This window comes from Burkholderia sp. LMG 13014, assembly GCF_905232215.1.
GTDB lineage: Bacteria > Pseudomonadota > Gammaproteobacteria > Burkholderiales > Burkholderiaceae > Burkholderia.
In genome coordinates this window covers 1-1,283 of record NZ_CAJNKE010001005.1, presented here as the reverse complement: position 1 = coordinate 1,283, position 1,283 = coordinate 1, and the positions used below count along the sequence as shown (strand labels likewise).

The following is a 1,283-nucleotide window of genomic DNA, read 5'->3' as shown; positions in this document are numbered from 1 at the left end:
GCCAGTTGCGGGCGTGCAGGCACGCGAGTTCGGCCGCGCCCGGCGCATGCGCGACGCGGCTGAAGCGCGGCACGCGGACCGTTTCCGGCGAACGGACGAGCGGCAACGCCGCGATCATCGCGACGAACTGCGAGCGAAAGGCAATGGGAGAAAAACAGGAATGGTCGATTCTGGAATCGACAGCGGTCTGGCTCATGAGCACGCCTTGCATGGGTCGTTCGATGGCGGATCCGCGCGGTAGCGGCCACCCGTGGATGAAAATCTATCTCACCCACACCCATGAACACGGTCGATTGTTTTAGGCTGCCGGTCAGTTGTTTTAGATTGCCGCGCGCTCCGGTTCGACGTCGTCGATCGCGTTCGACGACGCACGAATATCGCTCGGCGAAATGCCGTAGCGCTTGCGGAACGCAATCGAAAAATGCGCGGGGCTGTAGCCGACGCGGTACGCGACGGTCGACACGTTCGCGTCCTCCGCGCACAGCATCGCGTGTGCGGTCCGCAACCGGTATTCCTGCAGGTACGCATACACGCTCGCGCCAAACACCTTGCGGAAACCGGCCGTCAGCTTGCGCGAATTCATCCCGACACGGCCCGCGAGCGCGTCGAGCGTCGGCGGCTGCTGCAGCTCGCGCGTCAGGATGTCGCTCGCCGCATACACGCGCTCGACGTCCGACGACGTGACGCGCACGTCGACCGGCGCGAACTGCCGCTGCGTCGCCAGCAACTGCGCGCTCAGCGCGGTCAGCTCGAAGGCCTTGGCCTTCAGGTAGTACTCGCGCACCGCGCCCTCGAACTGGCACGTCGCGATCTGCACCGCAAGCGCCTGCAGCGCCTTCGACGCCGGGCAACTGACGATGCGCGGATCGCCGCCCGTCGGACCGAGCATCTTCTCCGGCAGCAGGCTCAGGTTGCGGTCGAGTGCGTCGATGCCGAGCTGCACGATCGTGTAACGCAACGGCACATCGCGATCGTAGATCTGGTGCGTCGTGAATTCGCCGTCGTTGGCAATTACGCACAGGCCCGGCCCCTTGATGCATTGCTCGGGCTGGCCCGGCACGCGGCAGCGCAACTGCCCGCTCTGCACGAGGACGAGTTTCAGCCCTTTTTCGAGCGGCTCCTCGTACCAGTCGCGGCTGTCCGAACACAGCGTGCCGCTCATGAGTTTCATGCCCGCGTCGATGTGCACCACGCCCGGATGATTGCCGGGCACGAGCACCGGCGGGTGACGTCGTGACGAAGCGAAGGAGGTCGAGCTCATCGGAGATCCGTTGGTTAGGCAG

2 protein-coding genes are annotated in these 1,283 nt (G+C 65.2%); both read right to left on the bottom strand.

What is annotated here, in order from left to right; translation table 11 throughout:
• Positions 1–196, bottom strand: a 196-nt coding sequence (locus tag JYJ84_RS36915; RefSeq protein ID WP_205190326.1) for a hypothetical protein, incomplete at its 3' end; no start/stop codon positions are given.
• A gap of 123 nt (positions 197–319) precedes the next feature.
• On the bottom strand, positions 320–1,261 hold the full coding sequence (locus JYJ84_RS36910) for a helix-turn-helix transcriptional regulator (protein ID WP_175219994.1): 942 nt from the start codon (positions 1,259–1,261) through the stop codon (positions 320–322).
• Positions 1,262–1,283: the final 22 nt, after the last annotated feature.